At 72.5% G+C, this 21493-nt stretch carries 21 protein-coding genes and 2 pseudogenes; 6 read left to right on the top strand and 17 right to left on the bottom strand.

What is annotated here, in order from left to right; translation table 11 throughout:
- Positions 1 to 19 precede the first annotated feature (19 nt).
- The 3 genes from OHS33_RS32285 to OHS33_RS32275 all read right to left on the bottom strand — a co-directional run bounded on the left by OHS33_RS32285 (position 20) and on the right by OHS33_RS32275 (position 3647).
- On the bottom strand, positions 20 to 1486 hold the full coding sequence (locus tag OHS33_RS32285; RefSeq protein WP_330333950.1) for an alpha/beta hydrolase family protein: 1467 nt from the start codon (positions 1484 to 1486) through the stop codon (positions 20 to 22).
- A gap of 144 nt (positions 1487 to 1630) precedes the next feature.
- Positions 1631 to 2305: a (2Fe-2S)-binding protein gene (locus OHS33_RS32280; protein ID WP_330333949.1), complete on the bottom strand. Its 675-nt coding sequence runs from the start codon at positions 2303 to 2305 to the stop codon at positions 1631 to 1633.
- Positions 2306 to 2405: 100 nt separating this feature from the next.
- Entirely contained in the window at positions 2406 to 3647 is a 1242-nt protein-coding gene (locus OHS33_RS32275; protein ID WP_330333948.1) for an MFS transporter, read from the bottom strand.
- Positions 3648 to 4146: 499 nt separating this feature from the next.
- On the opposite strand from OHS33_RS32275, the gene OHS33_RS32270 reads away from it, so the two are divergent.
- A complete protein-coding gene (locus tag OHS33_RS32270) occupies positions 4147 to 4839 on the top strand; it encodes a GNAT family N-acetyltransferase (protein ID WP_330333947.1) in 693 nt (230 codons plus the stop codon).
- Positions 4840 to 4888: 49 nt separating this feature from the next.
- Here the strand turns inward: OHS33_RS32270 and OHS33_RS32265 are convergent, their stop codons facing one another.
- From OHS33_RS32265 to OHS33_RS32255, 3 genes are read right to left on the bottom strand one after another with little or no spacing between them, the layout of a single operon-like run.
- Positions 4889 to 5917: a TolB family protein gene (locus tag OHS33_RS32265; RefSeq protein ID WP_330335291.1), complete on the bottom strand. Its 1029-nt coding sequence runs from the start codon at positions 5915 to 5917 to the stop codon at positions 4889 to 4891.
- 46 nt (positions 5918 to 5963) lie between these two features.
- Positions 5964 to 7322, bottom strand: a complete 1359-nt coding sequence (locus OHS33_RS32260; protein WP_330333946.1) for an MFS transporter — start codon at positions 7320 to 7322, stop codon at positions 5964 to 5966.
- A 2-nt stretch (positions 7323 to 7324) separates the two neighbouring features.
- On the bottom strand, positions 7325 to 8206 hold the full coding sequence (locus OHS33_RS32255; RefSeq protein WP_330333945.1) for an alkaline phosphatase family protein: 882 nt from the start codon (positions 8204 to 8206) through the stop codon (positions 7325 to 7327).
- A gap of 267 nt (positions 8207 to 8473) precedes the next feature.
- Between OHS33_RS32255 and OHS33_RS32250 the strand changes: the two genes are divergently transcribed.
- Entirely contained in the window at positions 8474 to 9814 is a 1341-nt protein-coding gene (locus tag OHS33_RS32250; protein WP_443065377.1) for an alpha/beta hydrolase, read from the top strand.
- Here the strand turns inward: OHS33_RS32250 and OHS33_RS32245 are convergent.
- Positions 9792 to 11309, bottom strand: a complete 1518-nt coding sequence (locus OHS33_RS32245; RefSeq protein ID WP_330333944.1) for a carboxylesterase/lipase family protein — start codon at positions 11307 to 11309, stop codon at positions 9792 to 9794. The genes OHS33_RS32250 and OHS33_RS32245 overlap by 23 nt on opposite strands.
- Before the next feature lie 160 nt (positions 11310 to 11469).
- Between OHS33_RS32245 and OHS33_RS32240 the strand changes: the two genes are divergently transcribed.
- Complete coding sequence (locus OHS33_RS32240; RefSeq protein WP_330333943.1) at positions 11470 to 11802, top strand: hypothetical protein; 333 nt, start codon at positions 11470 to 11472, stop codon at positions 11800 to 11802.
- 114 nt (positions 11803 to 11916) lie between these two features.
- A complete protein-coding gene (locus tag OHS33_RS32235) occupies positions 11917 to 12195 on the top strand; it encodes a chaplin (RefSeq protein WP_330333942.1) in 279 nt (92 codons plus the stop codon).
- A 96-nt stretch (positions 12196 to 12291) separates the two neighbouring features.
- Here the strand turns inward: OHS33_RS32235 and OHS33_RS32230 are convergent, their stop codons facing one another.
- From OHS33_RS32230 to OHS33_RS32220, 3 genes are all read right to left on the bottom strand, one after another.
- Positions 12292 to 13158: a tyrosinase family protein gene (locus tag OHS33_RS32230; RefSeq protein WP_330333941.1), complete on the bottom strand. Its 867-nt coding sequence runs from the start codon at positions 13156 to 13158 to the stop codon at positions 12292 to 12294.
- 56 nt (positions 13159 to 13214) lie between these two features.
- Positions 13215 to 13589, bottom strand: coding sequence for a tyrosinase family oxidase copper chaperone (locus OHS33_RS32225; RefSeq protein ID WP_330333940.1), 375 nt, complete (start codon positions 13587 to 13589; stop codon positions 13215 to 13217).
- A 96-nt stretch (positions 13590 to 13685) separates the two neighbouring features.
- Positions 13686 to 14297, bottom strand: a complete 612-nt coding sequence (locus tag OHS33_RS32220) for a trimeric intracellular cation channel family protein (RefSeq protein ID WP_330333939.1) — start codon at positions 14295 to 14297, stop codon at positions 13686 to 13688.
- 191 nt (positions 14298 to 14488) lie between these two features.
- Here OHS33_RS32220 and OHS33_RS32215 point away from each other — a divergent pair, with 191 nt between their 5' ends.
- Positions 14489 to 14908, top strand: a complete 420-nt coding sequence (locus tag OHS33_RS32215; RefSeq protein WP_330333938.1) for an SRPBCC family protein — start codon at positions 14489 to 14491, stop codon at positions 14906 to 14908.
- A 5-nt stretch (positions 14909 to 14913) separates the two neighbouring features.
- Positions 14914 to 15342 (top strand): MarR family winged helix-turn-helix transcriptional regulator, encoded by a 429-nt coding sequence (locus OHS33_RS32210; protein ID WP_330333937.1) that lies wholly within the window; start codon positions 14914 to 14916, stop codon positions 15340 to 15342.
- A 42-nt stretch (positions 15343 to 15384) separates the two neighbouring features.
- Here the strand turns inward: OHS33_RS32210 and OHS33_RS32205 are convergent, their stop codons facing one another.
- The 7 genes and pseudogenes from OHS33_RS32205 to OHS33_RS32175 form a co-directional block, all read right to left on the bottom strand.
- A complete protein-coding gene (locus tag OHS33_RS32205) occupies positions 15385 to 15894 on the bottom strand; it encodes a DUF2199 domain-containing protein (RefSeq protein ID WP_330333936.1) in 510 nt (169 codons plus the stop codon).
- An 80-nt stretch (positions 15895 to 15974) separates the two neighbouring features.
- Positions 15975 to 16637, bottom strand: a complete 663-nt coding sequence (locus OHS33_RS32200; RefSeq protein WP_330333935.1) for an SAM-dependent methyltransferase — start codon at positions 16635 to 16637, stop codon at positions 15975 to 15977.
- Positions 16553 to 17814, bottom strand: a pseudogene (locus OHS33_RS32195) (family 2 encapsulin nanocompartment cargo protein terpene cyclase). Before OHS33_RS32195 ends, OHS33_RS32200 begins: the two are co-directional and overlap by 85 nt.
- A gap of 38 nt (positions 17815 to 17852) precedes the next feature.
- A pseudogene (locus tag OHS33_RS32190) lies at positions 17853 to 18841 on the bottom strand (family 2B encapsulin nanocompartment shell protein); the annotation flags it as partial.
- Positions 18842 to 18939: 98 nt separating this feature from the next.
- Entirely contained in the window at positions 18940 to 19950 is a 1011-nt protein-coding gene (trpS, locus tag OHS33_RS32185) for a tryptophan--tRNA ligase (protein WP_330335289.1), read from the bottom strand.
- Positions 19951 to 20294: 344 nt separating this feature from the next.
- On the bottom strand, positions 20295 to 20417 hold the full coding sequence (locus OHS33_RS32180) for a hypothetical protein (protein WP_330333934.1): 123 nt from the start codon (positions 20415 to 20417) through the stop codon (positions 20295 to 20297).
- A 131-nt stretch (positions 20418 to 20548) separates the two neighbouring features.
- Positions 20549 to 21445, bottom strand: a complete 897-nt coding sequence (locus OHS33_RS32175) for a helix-turn-helix domain-containing protein (RefSeq protein ID WP_330333933.1) — start codon at positions 21443 to 21445, stop codon at positions 20549 to 20551.
- Positions 21446 to 21493 lie beyond the last annotated feature (48 nt).

Below are 21493 nucleotides of genomic sequence, written 5' to 3'. Positions count from 1 at the left end.
GGCAGGAACCGGCGGCGCGTCAGCGGCGCAGGATCTCGGCCAGCCAGTCGAAGACCACGTCGCAGTGCTGTTGCGGGGCCATCGGGGAGCAGTGCAACTGCGCCCCGGTGGCCCCGGTCAGTTTCACGTACTCGCGCCGGGCCCGCAGCAGGTCGTACATCTGCCGGGGCTGGCCGGGGTAGAACTGCTCGGCCTCGTAGTCCAGGACGAGGGTCGGGGTCTTGATCTTCGGTACGAGAGCGGTGACGTCGAGGCCGATGACCCGCTGGGCCGGGGTCCACAGGTCCTTGAACACCCGGCCCGCCCTGGCCTCGCGCAGCGCCTCCCGGGAGAAGATCCCGAAGCGCTTCTTGACCGTGTAGGCGAGCTGCGGGGAGAGGTCCGGGACCACCTGCTCGTTCCAGTTCCGGTTGGTCGCCTCCTTGTCGGCCGTGACCACGTCGCGCAGCGTCTTGTCGAAGGCCAGCCACGGGCTGACGCAGCCCGGCATGCAGACCACGGCCGCCAGCCGGTGCTCGAAGGCGGCCGCCCGGGCCACCAGGTTGCCGCCCATGCTCAGACCGGTCAGCGCGATCCGGGCGCTGTCCACGTCCTCGCGGCGGTCCAGCCAGTCGATCAGCGGCGCGACCACCCCTTCCCAGCGGGTGGTGAAGGGGATCTCCTCGACGAAGAGCAGCCGCCCCTGCCCCGGCCCGTCGTAGACCAGCGCGTTCCAGCCCCGGTCGAGGGCCGCGGACACGCCGTAGGTCCACATGTCGACGTTCTGGCCGTCACTGCCGTTGGTGAGGATGACGGTCGGGCGCGGCTCGACCGGTCCGTCCGGGCGGAAGAACCACACCGGCAGGTGGGTCCCCTCGTACGGGACCCGGGCGCGCACGGCGGCCGGCGAGCACAGCGAGGCGAAGGTGTCCCAGGCCGCCAGACCGGCCAGGTACACCGCCTTCTCCTCGGCCGGTTTCGCCGTGCCCAGGACGTAGAACAGGCTCTGCGCGAAGTACTGGGCGGCCCGCAGCGAGCGCAGCCGCCGGGTCTGCGAGGGGAGCTCGTGGCCGTGGCGCCCGGCGGGCGGGGGCGCGGCGAGCTTCTCGCCCCAGCTCCGGAAGGTGTCGGAGAAGGTCTGCTCGGACGCTCCGGCGGCGTTGACGGAGTTGACCGCGGTCAGGACTTCGCCGGCCTCCGAGGCCCGCATCCCCGCGGCGCCGAGGGCGAGCAGGGCCGCGAAGTTGAAGCCGGGGTCGGTGAAGAGCTTCATGGCACCGGGCGCCGGATCGGGCTCGGCGGTCGCCGTGGCCGCGGCGTCCGTGGCGTCCGTGGCGTCCGTCGGCGCGTCCACCGCGGCCCTGGCCGGGACCGCGGCCACGGCGCCGGTGGCGAGGGCCCCGGCCCCCGCCGCGATCCCGGCCAGGGCCGCGCGGCGGGAGAGGACGGACGGCGGCAGCGGCGCGGGCGGCGGCGGCTGGTGCGGGGTGGTGCGATGGTGCGTCATGCTCGGGACGGTAGGAGGCCGCTGCGGCGGGTCGCCCGGCGCCACACCCGCCACTGCTCCGAACGGAGCTGCCCGGCGGGCCGCGACCGCACGCGCGCCGCGCCCCGGACGCCGGACGCCAGGGGACGTACGCCCGGTGAGTGGCTACCGGGTGCGCAGCACGCAGTCCCCGCACAGGCCGCCGCCGGGTGCCTTGTAGTACAGGCAGCAGCTGCGCCGTACGAAGGCCACCCCGAGGCCCTCCTCGTACACGAAGGTGCCGGTCCGGCCCAGCGGCCCGTCCTCGGCCAGCAGCGCCACGGCCAGGTCGACCGCGCCCGCCGCCGGGATCCGGTCGATCAGCACCCGCAGGGCCCCGACCAGCCCGGAAGCGGTGTTCCCGAGGAGCACCTGGGGCGAGAGCGCGAACCGCGCCCGCAGTCCCGCGTCCAGCCCGGCGAGGTTCCCGAGCACGGTGGCCGCGAGTTCCTCCGCGGGCAGGTCCACCGGTCCGGGCAGCCACAGTTCCAGTGATCCGGCGTCCGGCAGCCGCCACCACACCCGGTCGGGTGCCAGGTCCGGCACCCGACCGGACAGCGCCGCGCAGCCGAGGCCGAGGGACCACAGCCGGGAGGCGATGCCGAGCTGCGCGGTGGAGGCGGCCACCCGCCCCGGGCCGGTGCCCAGGCGGCGGCCCACCTCGCCGACGTACGCGCCGAGCCGGTCGCCGTACAGCTCGGTCAGCGGACGGAATCCCGGCCCGGGCGGCTCCGCCGCGCACGGCACGGTGAAGAACGGCCCGACCGAGGCCAGCCGCCGCAGTACGTCCTCCAGGTCCATGGCCCGATGATCTCAGGCGCTCCCCCGGCGGCCGGGCGCAGGGTGGTCCCCCGCCCCGGCGGCCAACGACCCGAGCCGGGTCGGGTTCGCCCGGGTCCGGTCAGGTCCGTACGACGTCCAGCGCGCCTCCGTCGGCGCGCTCGGCGGCGCCTTCCGCCCACCGCACGGCCGGGCCCATCGCCCAGGAGGCCGCCAGCAGGACGGCGGCCAGCAGCAGCCAGCCCGGGATCCCCCACAGCAGGAGCAGCGAGGTCAGCAGCAGCGGCCCCAGCGTGCGCGCCACCGGCACCCCGGTGCCGAAGAACCCCTGGTACTGCCCGATCCGCTCGGGCGGGGCCAGCGAGAAGCTGATCTGCCAGGACCCGGCGGACTGGCGCATCTCGGCGTGCACCTGGAGCACCGCGCCGAGGACGAGCAGCGCGGCCGCCGCCCAGGCACCGGCGGGCAGCGCGGAGAGCGCGAAGACCACGCAGGAGGCGGCCATCACCAGGCCCGAGTTCCGCACGGCGCTGCGCGCACTGTCCAGATCGCCCACCGGGCGGGCCATCCGGACCTGGAACAGCATCACGGCCACCGTGTTGAGCACGAACAGCGCCGACACCAGCCAGCCCGGCGCGTGGGTGCGCTCCACGATCCACAGCGGGATGGCCAGGCTCAGCAGCGGCATCCGCAGCAGCAGGATCGCGTTCAGCAGGGTGACCACCGCGTACGGGCGGTCGCGGAGCACCGCCAGGCGCGGCTCCCCGGCACCGCGCCCGGGCAGCGGGGCCACCGCGGGCAGCCGCAGCAGCACCCCGGCGCAGACCAGGAAGCTCACCGCGTCCAGCACGAAGACCAGGCGGTACGCCGGGCCGGTGTCGGCGCTGAGCGCGAGCCCGCCGATGGCCGCGCCCAGCGCCAGCCCGCCGTTCAGCATCGACTGGAGGTGGGCCAGTACGGCCGTGCGCTCCGCCGGGGCCACCAGCCCGGCGAGCAGCGCCTGCCGGGCCGCGGCCAGCCCGCACTGGGCGGTGGCGTAGACGCAGGCGGCCAGCAGGAACGGCCAGAACGAGGAGATCAGCAGGAAGGAGGCGACCGCGGCGGAGGTGGCCAGGGCGAGCAGCACCGAGGTGCCGCGGGGGCCCCGCCGGTCGGCGAGGGCGCCGATGGGCACCCCGGCCACCGATCCGACGGCCCAGGCGACGGTGAGACCGAGGCCGATCTGCGCGGGCGACAGACCGACCACTCGGGTGAAGTAGAGCGCCGAACACACGTAGTAGGCACCGTCACCGACGGAATTGCTCAGCTGGGCGGCGGCCAGGCGGCGCGGCGCGCCCGGAGGCGGCAGGATCCGTATCCTCATCCGACCATTTCACCAGGCATCCGGCCGGTTCGGAGGGTGCAATTGACCACACCTCCGGTGGGCCGCTTGGCACCGCCAACAGCCCCCCGGGTTTAGGGGGTGTCCGGTGGATCAGGGCCGGATAGGCCGGGTCGGCTGGTGCCGTGCATTGCAAGGCGGAGGAGGGAGTCGACGCGGAGCGTCGGCGAGTGACGACAACGCGGCAAGGCGCGGTGCCGGGCGGCCCGGGCCCGGCCCTGATCCACCGGACACCCCCTAAGGCGGAACGGGCCCCTCCGGAGCGGCGGAACGGGCGCTCCGGGGCGGCGGCGGGGGCCGTCGGAAAACAGTGCCGCGTCGTTGCCAAAAGGGGGGTTCATATGGGGACTTTAAGGAGCTACATTGAGCCACTCGCGTTCACCTGACAGCCCGTTGCCTTTCACTCGCGTTTTGCGCGGGGGGTGACGTCAGGAGCGCAGACTGTGCAACCACCCCACCGCCTAGAAGGACCGAAGGCTCCGTGCCCGTACCCGTACTCCTCGCCGGCCGCACCGTGCGGCTCGAGCCCCTCGCCCCCCACCACACCGAGGCCCTGGCCCTGGCCGGGGCCGAGGATCGTACGACTTACGCCTTCACCCCCGTGCCCCACGGGCTGCAGGCGTCCCACGAGTACATCGACCGTGCCCTCGCCGATCAGGCGGCGGGTCGATCGCTCCCCTTCGCGGTGGTCAGAGCCACCGACGGACGGGTGGTCGGATCGACCCGGTTCCTGGAACTCGACTACTGGCAGGGCCCCCTGGTGTGGCCCGCTGTGCCGGGAGTCCCGTACGGCGACCCGGCCACGGCGATCCCCGATGCCGCGGAGATCGGGAACACCTGGCTCTCGCCGGGTGCCCAGGGAACCGGCATCAACACCGAGGCGAAGCTGCTCATGCTCCGCCATGCCTTCGAGACCTGGGGGGTCCGCCGGATCTCACTGCGCGCCGACGCCCGCAACACCCGCTCCCGCGCGGCAATGGAGCGGCTCGGGCTGACCTGCGAGGGGGTCCGCCGGGCCCATTCGCGGGGGCTGGACGGGGCCGTGCGCAGCACGGCCTTCTATTCGGTGCTCGACGAGGAGTGGCCCGCCGTGCGCTCCGTCATCGAGCTGCGGATCTCGGCCCGGCGGCCGCGCCGGTCACGGCGCCCCGCCGGATCCCTGATCCCGGCGTAGGCGTCCCGCACGTCCCGCAACCCCCCGCTCCGGCGTTCCCCGGCCGTGCTCAGCCGAGGAAGGCCGGGGCGAGGGCCGAGGGCATGAGCCGGACGGGGGCGCCGCTGCCGTCGGCCGGCACCGCGTACAGGTCGGCGCCGAAGTCGCCGGGCAGGGAGTAGACGACCGTGTGGTCGTCCGTCCACACGGCCTGGTCGTCGACGCTACGGGCCTCCGCGAGCGGGGTCTCCGTACCGGAGGCCAGGTCGAGGGCGTAGAGCCGCCAGGGCGCGTCCGCGGGGGCGCCCGGCACGCGCTTCTTGAAGACGATCCGGGTGCCGTCGGGGGACAGCGAGGGGCACTCGACGTTCTCACGGACCGTGGTGAGGGTGCGCTCGACCAGGTCGCCGTGGACCAGGTAGGTCTTGCCGCCGGTGGCGAGGGTCGCGTAGAAGCTCCGCTCGTCGGCCGCGAAGGTCACGCCCCAGAAGTTCACGTCGGCCGCCTGGTAGGTGCGGCCGTCCTTGCGGACGGTGAAGTCCTCCAGGGAGGCGTCGTACTTCCCGGTGCGGGTGTCGAGCAGCGAGGTCCGGGTGGAGAAATTGGTCCCGGCGTACGAGTCCCCGCCGACGAACACCGTCCAGGCGACCAGGTGTCCCCCGGGCGAGACCCGGGCGCGGGTCGGTATCCCGGCCAGCGGATGGCTGGAGACCTCCTTGAGGTGCGCGTCGAGCACCACCGCCCGGTAGCTGTCCTGGACCCCGCCCTTGACGGAGCGCAGGCAGATCCCGGTGCCCGCGGCGGCGTGGAAGCGCAGGCAGGAGACGCCGGAGGCGGTGCGTTCGCCGGCCGGCTGCCCGGCGGGCACGGTGGTCAGCTCGTCGCGGTGCGGCCCCCAGGCCATGTTGCGGAACACGATCCGCCGCCCGCCGTCCCCCGGGGTCAGCGAGACGTGGCCCGGGGTGATCCGCGGGCCGCCCGCCTGTTCCTGGTTCTTCTCGTCGGCGCGGGAGGAGGCCCGTACGACGGCGACGACCCCCACTCCCGCGAGGACGAGCACGGCGGTGAGCAGGATCAGGATCCGGCGCTGGAGGGTCATGGGGTGGGGGGTCATGGGGTGGGGGGGCCTTTCAGGTGGGGATGTGTCAGTGCGCGGCCGTGGCGGCGGCTGGGGACCCGTCGTCCGCGCTCTCGTGGTCCGTGTTCTCGTCGTCCGCCTCGTCAGGGCGCAGGCGGGCGCAGACGGCGGTGGAGGCGGCGAGCAGGACGGCGGCGGTGATGAGCGCGGGCCGGGCGCCCCAGGCCGTCCAGGCGGCGCCGAAGGCGATCGAGCAGAGGAAGCGGGCGAGGGCCTGGCCGGTCTGCACGAGGGCGAGGCCCGCGCCGCGGTGCTCCTCGGGGACGGTGCCCGCGGCGGCGGCCATCAGCACGCCGTCGGTGGCGGCGTAGAACGCGCCGTGCAGCAGGAGGACGGCGTAGGGCAGGGCGGGCGCCGCGGAGCCGGTCAGCAGGAGTCCGTAGGCCAGGAGCAGCGCCAGGTGGCCGCCGAGGAAGACGCGGCGGCGGCCGATCCGGTCGGCGAGGCGGCCGAGCGGCAGGGCGAGCAGGAAGAACGCGGCCGCGGTGCCGAGCGGCAGCAGGGCGAACCAGCGGTCGGCGATCCCGGTGGTGCGCTGGAGCAGCAGGAAGACGAAGGCGTCGCTGACCGTGCACAGGCCCAGCAGCAGGGCGCAGACGCTGATCCGGCGCAGCGCGGGGCGGCGCAGCAGGTGGACGGAGGCGCGCAGCGAGGGCCGCGCGACGGCGGCGTCCACGTCCGGCACGGAGCCGGGGGCGGCGGTGGGCCCGGCCCCGGTGTGGCGCGGGACGAACAGCACCAGGACGAGGACGCCGAGGGCGGCGACGCAGGAGCTGACGGTGAAGACGGCGTCGTAGCCGTCGGCGGCCCCGCGCAGGATGACGAAGGCGAGGACCGGGCCGATCAGTGCGCCCGCGGTGTCCATGGCCCGGTGGGCGCCGAAGGCCCGGCCGCGGTTCTCGGGGGTGCTGGCCAGCGAGATCAGCGCGTCGCGCGGGGCGGTGCGCAGGCCCTTGCCGGTCCGGTCCAGCGCGAGCACCGCGCCGATGGCGGGGAGGGTGTGCGCGAGCAGGAGCAGCGGCTTGCAGAGCGCGGAGAGGCCGTAGCCGAGTCCGGCGAGCAGTTTGTGGCGGCGGAAGCGGTCGCCGAGGTGGCCGCCGGCGAGCCGGACGAGGGCGCTGACCCCGTTGTAGATGCCGTCGAGCAGGCCGAACCCGAGCGGGGAGAGGCCGAGTCCGGCGACGAGGTAGAGCGGCAGGACGGCCGTGACCATCTCCGAGGAGACGTCGGTGATCAGGCTGACCGTGCCGAGGGCGATGACCGTGGGGGCGAGCGCGGCGCGCCGCCCCGGGCTGATGCCCGGGGCGACGGCCGGTTCGGTGGTCACGGCGGGCGCGGGGGTACCGCGGCTGTCCGCAACGTACATCGTCAGCTCGCCCAGATCCCCGTGATGTCATGGGCGGAGGCGGCGTTGCCGGCGTGGGTGGTCAGGCCCGCCAGGCCCTCCAGGGTGCGCAGCACGTCGTAGTGGTTGTAGGTGGTGGCGGAGGTGGAACCGGGGGTCACGGGCTGCCCGTAGAGCACGGTCGGGATCTTGTTGCCCGCGAGGCGGTTGTCCTCGTCGAAGGTGACGACGAGCAGGCTGTTGTGGGTCTTGGCCCAGTCGGCGTAGGCCTTGATGTTGTTCTTGAGCCAGGTGTCACCGGTGCCGACCGAGCAGTCGTGCATGTCGCTGCACAGGTTCGGGACGACGAAGGAGACCTTGGGCAGGGTGGTGTAGTCCGTCGGGAACTGGGCCATCGTCTTGGCCGTGCTCGTCGGGACGTTGGAGAAGCCGAACCAGGGGTTGTGCTTGCGGGCGTACTTGCCGCTGCTGCAGCTGGTGGAGCCCTGGCTGGGGAGGGTCTCGTTGTAGCTGCCCCAGGTCTTGCCGGCGGCTATGAGTTCGGAGGCCAGGTTGGGCGCGGAGCTGAAGCCGGGGGTGTAGCAGCTGTCGTCGGTGATGCCCTGGTTGGAGCCCGAGAAGAGCTGCATGTAGTTGGGCTGGCTGGGGTGGGTGACGCCGAACGACTGGGTGAGGTTGGCACCGCCCGTCGCCAGCGAGTTGATGTAGGGGGCGCTGGAGCTGCCGATGACCTGGTTGTACGCGTGGTTCTCGAACACCACGACGACGACGTGGTCGGGGGCGGGCAGCCCGGCCGCGTGGGCGGGCTGGGCCGCTCCGAGCGAGGTCCACAGGGCGGCGACGGCCGCGGTGAGGCCGATCGCGGACGCGAGGGCGGTGGTGCGGCGGGGCCTTGACAAGGTCATGCCGAACACGGGGGGTACCTCCGACTGAGGGGGGAGTTCTGGGGGCGGCGCGGACGCACCATACCGACGGGCATGTGCAGGGGCCAGAGATCGTGGGCCAACGGAAAACGAACGTGCGCTGCACGCTGGGGGCCGGGTAAGGAAGTGCTCTAGGCGAGATCAAGAAAGTGAAAAATTAGGAACCTGGGGCCTCTGTCGTTCATCCTTCGAACGGAAGAAGACCTCCCCCGCCCCGAGCGGGGCCGCATCAGCCGGAGAGCCCCGCACATGTCGTATTCGCCCGACGGGCAGTACCAGCCGTACCAGCCGTACCCGCCCGAGGGGCAGCGACCCGACGGGCCCTACCAGCAGCAGCAGTCGCAGCAGACCCAGCCGTTGCCGCGCCAGCAGTACCCGCGCCAGGACCAGTACGGGAACCTGGGCCAGCAGAGCCCGTACCCGGGCCAGCAGCAGGGCCAGCAGGGCCAGCGCCAGGACCGCCACCAGAGCGTGGCCCCCGGTGAACTGTGCCCGACCTGCGGGCACGTGGCCCCGGAGGACGGGGGCGAGCGGCGCCGTCCGTCGCGGGTCAAGCGCTGGGTCATCGCCGGCGGCTCGGTGCTCGCGGTGGCGGGCATCGCGGCGGGCGTGATGACGTACTTCGAGATACCCCCGTTCACGGACAAGGGCAGCGCGGTGTCCTTCGGGAAGCCCGAGGGCGGCGACGGCCAGGCGGGCGGCACCCAGCAGGCGGCCAACGCCAAGGCCCTGATGCCGACGGGCCCCAAGGCCGACTTCGCGAACTCGATGACCCTGGACGACGGCACGCACGTGGCCGTCACCACCATCACGGGCAAGAAGTCCGGCTTCAAGGGCAAGGTCTGGGTCTGGGCCCCGAAGGAGTACTTCGACCCGAAGTACGCCAAGAGCGGCTTCCCGGTGATGATCGCCCTGCCCGGTGGCGCCGGATACCCGAACAACTACTGGATGGGCACCGACCTCGGCCTCCAGAAGAGCATCAGCAAGTGGTCCGCGGAGGGCAAGGGCAAGCCCTTCATCCTCGCCATGCCCGTGCTGAACCCGGCGCCCGATGACAACGGGACCTACTGGGACGGATCCGACATTCCGGGTCAGCCCAAGATGGGCACCTGGCTGACCGACGACGTCCCGGACCTGATGCGGGAGAACTTCCGCACCATCAAGTCGCGCGACGGCTGGGCGTTCATGGGCTCCTCCACCGGCGGTTTCGCCGGCCTGAAGGCGGTCCTGAAGTACCCCGAGAAGTTCAAGGCCGTGATCGCCTCCGGCCCGGACATCGTGCCGGACTCGCTGCTCTGGAAGGGGCACGAGCAGGAGAAGGCCGCGAACAACCCGGAGCTCCTGGCCAAGGAACTCATCGCCAAGAAGGGCCCGGACGTCTACCTGGCCTTCCAGGTGGGTGACAACGAGAGCAACAAGAAGACCCTGCCGGATGTGCAGAAGTTCATCGCCACCTACACCAAGGGCCCGATCCACACGAGCCTGCGGGTCATCCCGGGCGGCCAGCACAACGCCAAGACCTATGTGCCGAACATGGGCGAGGGCCCGATCCAGTACATCAGCAAGGTCATGGAAGGACCAGTGGAGTAGCGGCTTCCCGCCGCGCCCGGGCTTCGCCCGCTCCACCCGCTTCACCCATTCCGTCCGCTCCATCCGCTCCACCCGCGCTCTCGTGCTCCGGCCCGCCGAACACCTTCGGCGGGCCGCTGCCGTCCCAGGGGTCCCAGCCCGGGCTGCCGGTGACCGCGAAGCGCACCCAGGCCGCGTGCATCTCGTCGGCGAGCGCCTGCGGCGCGTCGGGTCCGGCCAGCCACGCGGTCTCCGCCACGCCGAGGGTGTCGAAGACGAAGCCCAGCTCCAGCGCGTGGCAGGCGCCGAGCCCGGGCAGGCCGGACGGCCAGGCGAACTCGTAGAGGTAGCTGGGCGCCGCCCGGCGGGCCCCGGCCAGGCGCCGCAGCGGATCGCGCAGCAGCTGGTCGGTGAGGAGCCGGCCCACCAGGTCCGCCGGACTCACCCCGGGCAGCGTCTCCCGCAGTTCCCGCACGGCAAGCCGGTCCTTGCCGCTGCGGTGCCGGGCCAGCGCCACGGCGAGCGGGCCCAGCTGGTCGAAGAGCCGCATCGCGCCGCTGGGGGCCAGCCACAGCCGGTGTTCCTGCGCGGTCCAGCCCACGAGGAGGGGTATCTCCCGCGCCGCCCCTCCGTCGGCGACCGCGTCGAGGGGGTGCTCGGGCAGCGTGTCCGGGTCGGGGACCAGGAAGAAGGCGGGGCCGCCGAGCAGCGGGCTGGAGCGGCGCAGTACGGCGGCCTGGGCGGCGAGCAGCGCCTCGGGTTCCACGGCGGCGAAGGCCGCCGCGGTGGCGGGCACCTTGAGCAGGGAGGCCATCCGGCGGACCATCGGGCGGACCCGGTCGCGGGGGTAGACCTCGGGGGCGCCGCTCTGCAGGACGGCCTGCGCGAAGAGCCCGGCGGCGCGGGGCGCGGCGAGCAGGGCCCCGATGCTGATGGCCCCGGCCGATTCGCCGAAGACCGTGACCCGGTCCGGGTCGCCGCCGAACTCCGCGATGTTGTCCCGCACCCATTCCAGGGCGGCGATCTGGTCCAGCAGGCCCCGGTTGGCGGGGGCGTCGGGGAAGAGCCCGTAGCCGAGAACGCCGAGCCGGTAGTTGGCCGTGACCAGGACCACGCCGTCACGGGCGAAGGCGGAGCCGTCGTAGACGGGCACGGCGCCGGACCCGCGGGTCAGGGCGCCGCCGTGCAGCCACACCATGACGGGCAGCCGCTCGGCCGCCGAGGCTCCGGGCGTCCAGACGTTGAGGTTCAGGCAGTCGTCACCGGGGACCTCGGGATCCGCGAGCAGCGCCGCGAACCGCTGCGGGTAGGGGACCTTGGGCGCGGTCGGTCCGTACGTCCCCGCGTCCCGTACGCCGTCCCAGGCGCCCGGGGGCCGCGGCGCGGCGAACCGCAGGGCTCCGACGGGCGGAGCGGCGTAGGGGATGCCCCGGAAGACCGAGAGGCCGCCCTCGGCCCGCCCTTCGACCACGCCGTGCCTGGTCATCGCCCTGGGGCGGGCTCCCGCTGCGCTCATCGCGTCCTCCTGTATCCGCTCCTGGGCGCACCGTCGCACAGCCACCTACGGGTGACAAGGCGTGACCCGGGGCGGGTCCGGGCGGGTTGGACCCCGGACGGGTGCACCCGCACCGGCCGTTTCCACACGTTCCACACGTTCCCCGAGGGGCGAGACCTCCATGAGCATCCACCACACCATCCGGGCGGCCATCGGGCCAGTGCTGCTGCTGGCCGGAGCCGCCGCCGCGGCGGCGGGAGCCGCGGGCACGGCGCAGGCCGCCGGGAAGGAGTTCCAGTACATCGGCCAGGACGACAAGCCCCACGCGGTACCGGCGCACGCGGGGTGCCACGCGGCGGTGGGCGGCGGGTCCCGGGGCGTGGTCAACAAGACCGGGATGCGGGTCGCGCTGTACCGGGAGCCGGGCTGCAAGGGCGAGCCGGCGGCCTATGTCCTGCCCGGGACGAGCGCGCCCGTAACCGTCTATTTCGCCTCCGTACGGCTGTCCGGGTAGTGCGGACCCCACCAGGTGGCCGCACCGGCCGTGACTCCGGGGCGGTCTTCGCGTTGTACGCCATGTCAAATGCCGCAGATTCTGCGGCGCCCCATTTCTCACTAGGAGATCTTGATGTCGCGTATCGCGAAGGCACTCGTCGTCACCGCTGCCGCCGGTAGCGCCCTGGCCGCCGGCGCCGGTCTGGCAGCGGCCGATGCCAATGCGCACGGTGCGGCGGTCGGCTCCCCCGGTGTCCTCTCGGGCAACCTGCTCCAGGTTCCGGTTCACGTTCCGGTCAACGTCTGCGGCAACACCGTCAACGTGATCGCCCTGCTGAACCCGGCGTTCGGCACCACCTGCGTCAACGCGTCGGGTGGCGGCCACCACACCGAGGGTGGCTACGGCGGCTGACCGCTGCCCACCGCATGACCGATGTGCTGTGAGGAGGGCCCCCGCCGACCGGCGGGGGCCCTTCCTTGCGTCTGCGTCTGCCGAGTGCTGTGGCCGTCAGGTCTCGTAACGGTAGAGGCCGGTGTGCCCCAGCATCTCGCGCGGCGGGATCCCCCAGGGCGGCATCGGCTCGTCCAGGGCGATCACCCGGCCGTGCTGGAGGTCGTACTCCGGCGGCGGGGTCGCGGGCAGGTAGCCGGACGCCGGGTGGCGTTGCTGCCAGCGGTCCCAGACCAGGTCGATGAAGGCGTGGTGCAGCCAGAACACCGGGTCGTTGGGGGCCGTGCCGCCCGTCATGTGGCCGCCGACCCACTGGTGGACCTTGTTGTGGTTGCGCCAGCGCTCGCTCTTGGGCGCGGCCCAGCCCTCCAGCTTGTTGCGGAAGCCGCCCGCCCGGGCGGTGGAGTCCCAGGGGTCGGTGTCGTAGACCGGGTCGTCGAGCGCCGTCATCAGCTCGGCCGCGGTGGGCAGGCCGATGGGGTTCTGCGGGCGGCCGAGGTTGCGGGTGAGGAAGCGGGACTCGGTGACGCCGACGGAGACCGTCCAGTTGCCCCGCGCGTAGGCGAAGGGGCCGGTCATCACCTGGTGGTCGCCGTCCCGGCCGGTGCCGCCGAGGAAGTCCTCCGCCCAGAGCGAGGAGACGGGGCTGGCGTCGGTGGTCCAGTCCCAGTACGGGATGGAGACCCCGGGATCCAGGGCCCGCAGCTGCTTCTCGAACTCCAGCAGGTAGCGCCGGTGCCACGGGAAGAACGACGGTGACATGTGACCGACCCGCAGTTTGCGGTCCCGGTCCGGCACGAAGTACTTGTCGTGGGTCCGCACGAACCCGTCGTAGGTGCCGTTGCGCTTGAGCTCCAGCACGGCGGCCGTGAACCGCTTCTTCTGCGCGCTGGTGAGGTTCTTCTGGTTCTGCCGGGTGTACACGCGGCTTTCCTCCCCTTTCCCGTGGTCCCGATGCGGCTTGTCCCTATGCGGCAGGGTCAGCCGTGGTGCGGGGCGCCCGCCGCGAGCGCCAGCCGGGCGGTACCCAGCTCGTCCACGGCCGCGCGGGCCAGTTCGAGGGGCGTCGCGAAGGACTCGAAGTGGTTGACCCCGCTGAGGTAGCTGCCGTCGGCGCGCCGCATCACGTGCAGGGGCCGCCCGTCGATGTGGACCCCGGCCGGGCCGACGGCGATGTGCCGGCCGCGGTACGTCTCCTCCGTGAGCGGGGCCGGGGTCAGCGTCTGCACGGGACGCCGGGCCCACAGTACGGGCGTCAGCGCGGCCGCGGTGACGGCGGTCACCGCGGCCGTGAAGACCGCGCGCAAGACCGTACGGCGGGACGGTGGGGCGATCGGGCCGGTGGCCGCGTGCATGCGTTCTCCCTCGCTCGGTGGCAGCGCTACAGGGGTCTAACGCCGTGCGGCGGGCGAGGTCACCGCCACCCGGTCCGGGCGGCGGGTCCGGGCGGGTCAGGCGTCGGCGCGCTGGAGCCGGGGCAGGTGGAGGTCACCGAAGACGGCGGCCATCCGCAGGGCGAAGACCAGGCCTGCCGAGACCACGGTCGCCACGGTGGACGGGGCCCCGGTCCAGTGCAGCAGGAGGTAGCAGCCGGCTCCGGCGAGGGCGGCCGTCGCGTAGACCTCCTCGCGCAGCAGCAGCGGCGGGAACTCCCCGCACAGCACGTCGCGCACCACCTCGCCGGTGACCCCGGTCAGGACGGCGAGGATCAGCACGGCGACGGGGGTGACATGGGCGTCGATGGCGGCGCGCGCCCCGATGACCGTGACCACGGCGAGGCCGACGGCGTCGACCACCATCAGCGTGCGCTGCGGCAGTTCCCACCGCCGCAGGTAGAGCATGGTGGCCACGGCGACCGAGGCGATGAGGACCAGGAGCACCCAGTCGTGGGTCCAGTAGAGGGGGTGCCGGTCGAGGATCAGGTCGCGTAGGGTGCCGCCCGAGATGCTGGCGGCGAAGGCGAGTACGAAGCCGCCGAAGGGGTCCATGTTGGCGCGGTGCGCGGCGAGGACGCCGGAGGCCGCGAAGGCGGATATGCCGAGCAGGTAGAGGGCGTGCAGCATGGCGCCTCCTTCACGGGGCGGGCGGGGGCGGTACGGGGGCCGGGGTGATCCGTCGAGGATGCCGGAGCCGCCCGCGGGTCCGCATCGGCCGTTCGGCCACCCCTGGACAGATAGTCTGCGCGCAGATAGTCTGCGTACAGGCAATGACGGCGCACCAGTGGGCACCGATGGACAGCAACCGAGGAGACACCATGTGGGACTACGAGCACACCGTGGAGACCGACGCCCCCGCCGCGGCGATCTGGGCGCTCTGGGCCGACGTACCGAACTGGGGAACCTGGAACGGTGAGATAGAGCGGATCGACTTCGAGGGCCCCTTCGCCGTCGGCGCCGGCATCACCATGACGCCGCCCGGGGACTGCCCCGTGGAGCTGCGCGTCACCGATCTCGTCCCCGGCGAGTCCTTCACCGACGAGGCCCGCGTCGGCGGACTCGTCCTGCGGACCGCGCACACCCTCGCGCCGCTCCCCGAGGGCCGGACCCGTATCGTCTACAGGATGGAGATCACCGGTACGGGCGCCGACGAGGTCGGCCCGCAGATCGGCCCCGGCATCACCGCCGACTGGCCCGACACGATGGCCGCGCTCACCGCGCTGGCCGCCCGGGGCTGAGGCCGGTGCAGCCCGGCGAGAGCCCCGGATTCCTGCTCTGGCACGCCACGCTGCGCTGGCAGCGCGGCATCGCGGCGGCCCTGGCCCCGCTGGGCCTGACACACGTCCAGTTCGTCCTGCTCGCCTGCACCTGGTGGATGAACGGCCAGGGCGAGCGCCCCAACCAGCAGGCCCTCGCCCGGCAGGCGGGCACCGACGTGAAGATGACCTCGCAGGTGCTGCGCACGCTGGAACAGAAGAACCTGATCGCCCGCGAGGTCGACCCGGCCGACACCCGGGCGAAGCGGCTGCACGTGACGGGCCCGGGCGCCGAGCTGGCCCCGCGCGCGATCGCCGCCGTCGAGGAGGTCGACGCGCGGTTCTTCGGCCCGGTCCCGCTCGACGACACCCTCAACCTGCTGGGCCGCCTCGCCCACCCGGCCGGGACCTCCTAGCCCTCCGCGGCCGTCGGCAGCGTCGGCAGCCGTCCGCGACGGTCAGGCCGGGTGCAGCACGGCCGTCGCGATCTCGCGCACGCGGTCGAGGGTGATCCCGGTGCGCTGCTCGACGGCGAGCGGGTGGTCGGTGGGCTCCAGCTCGATGGCGGGGCGGTGGCCGACCGGCCGGGTGTGGGCGTTCGTCTTCAGGTCGATCGTGCCCTCGGAGTACAGCGCGAGTTCGGTGCTGAGCCAGCCGAAGTACGGCTTCTCGGCCTCGCGGCCCTCGGTGTGCCACACCTCCAGCGCGCGGGAGTAGTTGTCCCGGCTCAGCGAGACCCACACGCCCCACGAGAACACGTCGCGGCTGCCGATCACCGGTATTTCGATCAGGCCCTTGACGAAGAAGTGCTGGCCCTTGATAACGCAGTGGTCGGCGGACAGCGTGCTGTCCGGATCGGTCTCGAAGCCGGGGTCCCAGGCATCGGGGGCCGGGGCCGAGTAGCTCAGGGGAAGTTCCGCGTGGTGGTCTCCGCAAGCCGTGCACGTGAAACCGAGATCGTTTGCCATGGCGAGAGCGTAGCGACCATCCCGGCCGGCCCCGTCACCCGATGGCGCCGGCCGTCGTGATCGTCCACCGTCAGACACGGTCAGACGCGATCGGCCGCGATCAGCACGTACTGGAAGGAGCCGTCCTTGTACGAGTTGATGAACGCCTCCTCGATCCCGGTGACCAGGGAGGACGTGGCCCGCAGCTCCCAGTAGGGCAGGGTCTCGGGCGTCAGGTCGATGACCGCCTGCGGTACCAGCCGGTTGTCGGCCATCGCCCGCAGGTACTCCCGGCGCGAGTGGATGTTGCACTCGAAGTGGGCGTTGATCTGGGAGACCCACTTCGAGGGCTGGCCGTAACGCGGGTTCCAGCAGCCGGTGATGGTCACATAGCGGCCGCCGACCTCAAGGATGCGGGAGTGCTCGGCGAAGAGGTCGTGGAGATCGACGTACATGCTCGACTCGTTGTTCCACGAGGCGGCGGCCCGTCCGGTTTCGAAGGGCGTGCCGAGCATGTTGCAGACCCGGGCGCGGACATGGTCCTGGATGCCGAGTTCGCGGGCGCGCTGGTTGCCGAACTCCGCCTGCTTCGCCGACAGGGTGTCGTCACGCCCGATGGTGCCGAGGTGGTCCAGGAGGAGTTCGGCCTGCGCCGATTCCAGCCGGTGCAGTTCGGCGATCAGCCTCTTCTCGTACGCGCTGTCCCCGGTGTCACCGAGGGCGCCGTGGTCGACGTCGCCGAGTAGTGGTTGCCGTCGACCCACACGGCGACGCCGCGCAGGAAGCGCAGCACGCTGGGAACGGGCAGGCGAGGGCCAGGGCGGCGGCTTCGGCTTCGAACTCGTGCATGAGGTCGTTGTGGACCTCGACCGCCTTCAGGTACCCCTCCCGCACGGAGGTGTGCTCCCGGTCGGCGATCACCACGGGCAGGTTCAAGTGCAGTCCGGGACTGGCGAGTTCCTTGGTGTACGAATAAAGGTCGTTGACGATGGTGGTGGCGTTCCCGGCGAGCGCGATGACCCGCTGCATGGCGGGCTGCGCGTGGAGGTCCGCGGGCAGTTCGTAGCCGCCGACCGTGTCGGTGATGGTGGGGCAGGGCCGGAAGTTGTTGAACTGGCGCATCGCCAGGTACTCCCACACCTCGGGCACGTGGTCCGTCTGGGCCCACGCCGCCTCCGCGAGGTAACCGAGGTGCAACCGGGCCATGTCGTGCCGGAACCGGTCGGCCTGGGAGGGCGTGGACTGGCCGAGGAGGTACTCCATCGCGGAGCGGTAAGCGCGCCGCGGAGCGTCCGACTGCAGGGACTCCGCCCACTGCGGCTGGTACTCCTTCGTGGTGTGGAGGGGGTCGAGGGCCGTGTGGGCCAGCAGGAGCCGCCCGCCGAGGCCGATGGGCGAGCCGCCGTGGTCCTCGCAGTAGTAGTCGTCGACCGCGTTCTCGGCGACCATCAGCCGGGTGGCGATCATCAGGTGCTCGACCGTGGGGGCGTCCGGATGGCAGGCGACCATGTAGCGCCCGACGGAGAAGCCGTCGAACTGGTCCTCCCAGTCGTCCGGGTACAGCTCGACCTCGTCCAGCGCCCAGTCCTTGATCCTGCGGCTGACCTCCGCGACGCGCACCGGATCGGGCTCGGGCACCGGGTGGTGGTAGAGGCCGGGGATCGGACGGCCCGCGGCCGGTTCCGGGACGACCGCCGATGCCGGGGGCGCCGGCGGGACGGGCTCCGGGCGCCGGGTCAGGTACAGGCCCGAGGTGCCCACACCGCTCGGGCCGCGCAGGAGCCGTTCCAGGACGGAGGCGGCTCCATCGGGCGCCGGTGCGGGTGCCGGGACGTCCACGGCGAGGGAGTGGAAGCGGGCGCCTGCGAGCACGTGGGCACCGAAGTGAGCCGCGGCGGTGGGCAGGCTCGACTGCAAGGGGGAAGGCCCGGGGTCGGGCATCCGTGACTCCTCGGTGGGGTGGGTGGGTTCAGCCGCTGCTAGTGGTGCCTGCGCGCGATCTGTACGTTCTCCAGCACCCCGAGCGCGTCGGGGACCAGGATCGCGGCGGAGAAGTAGGTGGCGACCAGGTAGGAGATGATCGACCGCTCGTCGATGCCCATGAAGCGGACCGACAGCCCAGGCTCGTACTCCTCCGCCAGGCCCGTTTGGCGCGGTCCGATGACGCCCTGGTTGTCCGCGCCGGTGCGCATGCAGAGGATCGAGCTGGTGTTCTCCTTGGTGATGGGGATCTTGCTGCACGGCAGGATCGGCACCCCGCGCCAGGCGGGAACCTGCTGCCCGCCGAGATCGACGTGGTCCGGGTAGAGCCCGCGGGCGTTGAACTCCCGTCCCACCGCCGCGATCGTCCGCGGGTGGGCGAGGAAGAACTTGGAGCCGCGGCGGCGGCAGAGCAGGTCGTCGAGGTCGTCCGGGGTGGGCGGGCCGGAGTGGGTCTGGATCCGCTGCTTGAAGGAGGCGTTGTGGAGCAGACCGAACTCCCGGTTGCTGATCAGCTCGTGCTCCTGGCGCTCGCGCAGCGCCTCGATGGTGAGCCGGAGTTGCTCCTCGGTCTGGTTCATCGGCTCGTTGTAGAGGTCCGCGACCCTCGTGTGCACCCGCAGCACGGTCTGCGCGAGGGAGAGTTCGTACTCGCGCGGCTCGGGCTCGTAGTCGACGTAGGTGCCGGGCAGTTCGGCTTCAGCAGGGCTTCCTCACCGAACTGTTCGCCGTCGGCCAGTACCGCGACGGCCACCTCGTCCCCGTACTTGCCGACGGAGGTCCGGCTCACCCGGCCGTGGGCGATCAGGTGGACCTGCTCCGCGGCGGCGCCGCGCTCGGCCAGCACCTCGCCGGACCGGAAGTCGCGCTGGACGCACCGGTGCGCGAGCGCGGTCAGCACCTCCACGTCGTCGAAGCCCTTGAGCAGGGCCAGTTCGCCGAGTTCGGCGGGGATCACCCGGACGCGCGCACCGTCCTGGACGAACTCGAAGATTTTTACCTCGATGCAGTGATCTTGGGCCCCGGGGTGTTTGGCCGCCCCGCGGGGGTGTGCGGGAAGCGGGGCGGCCCGGTCCGCGGGGGCCGTCAGTAGGCCATTCCCATCGCAGCCCGCACCTCGGACAGGGTCGCTTCGGCCCGTTCGCCGGCCCGTTCGTTCCCGGCCCGGAGTACGGCTCGTACGTGTGCGCGGTCGCGGGCCAGCTCGATGCGGCGGGCCCGCAGCGGTGCGAGGTGTTCGTTGACGGCCTCGGTGACGGTGCGCTTCAGCGCGGCCGCTCCCCCGCCGCCGATCTCCTCGGCGACCTCGCGCGGGTCGCGGTCCTGGCACAGGGCCGCGAGGAGCAGGAGGCTGGACACCTCCGGCCGACCGTCGGGGTTGTAGGTGATGTGCCGTTCCCCGTCCGTCCTGGCGCCCTTGATCAGCCGGGCGGTCTCGTCCGCGGTCGCGGCCAGGGCGATGGCGTTGCCGCGGGACTTGCTCATCTTGGTGCCGTCGGTTCCCAGCAGGACGGGTGCGGCCGACAGCAGGGCCGCCGGTTCGGGGAACACGGCGCCGTAGCGGTCGTTGAAGCGCCGGGCCACGGTCCGGGTCAGTTCCAGGTGCGGGAGCTGGTCGCGGCCGACGGGGACCAGGTTGGCCTTGCAGAAGAGGATGTCGGCGGCCTGGTGCACGGGGTAGGTGAACATCAGCCCGCTGACCGCCGCTTGCCTCGAATGCGCGATCTCGTCCTTCACGGTGGGGTTGCGGCCGAGTTCGGCGACAGAGACCAGCGACAGGAACGGCAGCATCAGCTGGTTGAGGGCTGGGACGGCGCTGTGGGCGAAGATGGTGGAGCGCCGCGGGTCGATCCCGGCCGCGAGGTAGTCCAGTACCAGGTCCTCGACGTGTTCCTGGAGCCGTTCGGCGACGTCCCGGTCGGTGAGGACCTGGTAGTCGGCGACGATCACGAAGGTTTCCACCCCGAGGTCCTGGAGTTCCACCCGGCCCTTGAGCGTCCCGAAGTAGTGCCCCAGATGCAGCCGGCCCGTCGGCCGGTCTCCCGTCAGCACCCGGAACCCTGCGGGGTTCCGCCGGATCTCCTCGCCCGGTCCCACCGGTGTCGCCTGTGTCGCGTCTGTCGCCTGCGTCGTCGTGTCTGTCACGGTCTGCTCCTGCCGCTCGGTACGGGATCTCGGTACGGGCTCTCCCCAAGGGACCCGGCCGGCTCCGCACACCGCGCGTCACGCGCCGCACATGCGAAAGGGCCGTCCCATGGACGGCCCTCGGAATGTGTCCTGTCAGTGGCCGTCCCTATACGGGACGCCACCAGCACTGACGGGACACGGAAGTGGTCATGCCCCCAACATAGCCCGTCACCCCTGCATTGATCCAGGGCTTTGTGCCCCTTCGAAGGGGACGTCCGACCTCCGCGTCACGAAGTGGGACTGGCGCGGGCCGGTCAGCGCTGGTTCGTGTCCCCGCCCTCCCCGCGCCGGCGGTTGCGGCGGCTGAGGGACCCCACCAGAGCGATCAGGCCGCCGGTGAGGGCCCCGGACACGAGGACGCGCAGCAGGTTTTCCATCGGGTTGCTCCCCTCCGAGCCGGTTCCACCGTCGCTCGGTTCGATGTCTGTATGGCTGAATGGCCGTGCACGGGGACGCTATCGACGGACCGGCACTCTGGCTTGGAAAAATCTGACCTCCGGCCGCCCGCTCACAGGGTGAGGGCGCCCTCCGCCACGCGGGCGGCGGCCAGCAGGCCGGGGGTGGTCCCGGCCAGGGCGCGGAACTCGCGGTTGAGGTGGGCCTGGTCGTAGAAGCCGCAGGCGGCGCTGACCGCGGTGGGGTTCGCCCCCTCGCGGGTGAGTAGTCGCACGGCCCGGTCGAAGCGCAGCACCCGGGCGGACATCTTGGGTGTCAGGCCCGTCTGTTCGGTGAACCGGCGGGTCAAGTAGCCCTGGCTCCAGCCCACTTCGGCCGCGATCCGGGACACCGGGATCGTCCCGTGGGTGCGGGACAACAGCCGCCAGGCGTGCGCCACTTCGGGCGAGGGGCGCGGGCCGCGGTCGAGCCGGACCGACAGCGCGAGGTCCAGCAGGTCGAAGCGGGCCGCCCAGTCGCTGGTGGCCGCCATCTGTTCCACCAGGACGCCGGCCTCGGGGCCGAGGACGTCGCGGAGTTCGACGACCCGGTCGGTCAGCTCGCTCATCGGCAGCGCGAACAGCCGGAACGCACCGAGCGGGGTGAGCTCCAGACGGATCGCCTCCTGCCCGCCGGGGTGGTCACACACCCGGGGGCCGCTCTCCAGACCCGCGACGAGCGAGCCGGTCACCTGGCTGTACGGGCCCGCGTGCCCCAGTCGGCGGATCCCGGCGAACGGCTCCCCCAGGCTGATCAGCACGACGGCCCGGCCCGTGGGCACCAGCCGCACCCGGTAGGGCGAGAGCGCCGCCTCCCAGTAACCGGCATAGCTGTGCACGATCGGACGCAGGTGGGCCGGCCACGGCCGGGTCACCCGCCACCGGCCGCCGCTGCCCACCCGGGACACCACGACTCCCCGGCGGGCAACGCCCGCGCCGACACCCGCGCCCACACCTGCCCTCGTGATCACCGGCACGCCCTCTCCCTCCCGTGGCAACGCGCGTACGGGCATACGGGC

It is taken from the genome of Streptomyces sp. NBC_00536 (assembly GCF_036346295.1).
Lineage (GTDB): Bacteria > Actinomycetota > Actinomycetes > Streptomycetales > Streptomycetaceae > Streptomyces.
This window is presented reverse-complemented; position numbering and strand designations above follow the sequence as displayed.